A 479-nucleotide genomic window follows, 5' to 3' on the forward strand; every position below is an offset into this window, starting at 1 on the left:
GGTGAGTGGAAGTTGCTCGAAGAAACAAATTTAGGTCAGTTTGAGTTCAAAACGGTTTCAGTTAATGAACTCCGCACCGCCATTGCAGAGCATGACACCACAGACCACGTCACAGACATTCGTAATCACATCTCGCCACGAACAGTTGTTTGGGATTTAGCAGGTGGTGAGGATTGGACAGCGGAGGTGAAAGGATGATGGATGCTAGTGCTGCTAATTACGCTCTAGCGCTTCTAGCGCCTTTAAAGGAAAACAAAGATGGTGGGTTTATGAAAGTAATTAATCAAAGAACTGTCACTTACTTCTTGATCGAAGATGATTCAAATAAAGATCGCGGTGAGATTGAATTTTATGAAGTTGAAGGTGTTTCGCCTGAACATGCAATGGCTCAGAGATCGCTTGGTGAAGGTGAGTATTTAGGGACCTATGAATTAAAACAAAATATACCTGAAGCCATTTTGGAGGCAGAACGTCATGGA

Annotated in this window: 1 protein-coding gene and 1 pseudogene; both read left to right on the top strand. The window is 42.8% G+C overall.

All coding sequences use genetic code 11. The features are described from left to right. Positions 1–198, top strand: a pseudogene (locus ACG9ZL_RS21170) (hypothetical protein); the annotation flags it as partial. Then, positions 195–479 (top strand): hypothetical protein (locus ACG9ZL_RS21175; protein ID WP_419361893.1); only part of this gene is annotated, 285 nt, incomplete at its 3' end. The pseudogene ACG9ZL_RS21170 and the gene ACG9ZL_RS21175, both read left to right, overlap by 4 nt.

Origin of the sequence: Acinetobacter legionensis, from assembly GCF_048551735.1 — a bacterium.
Classification (GTDB): Bacteria; Pseudomonadota; Gammaproteobacteria; order Pseudomonadales; family Moraxellaceae; genus Acinetobacter.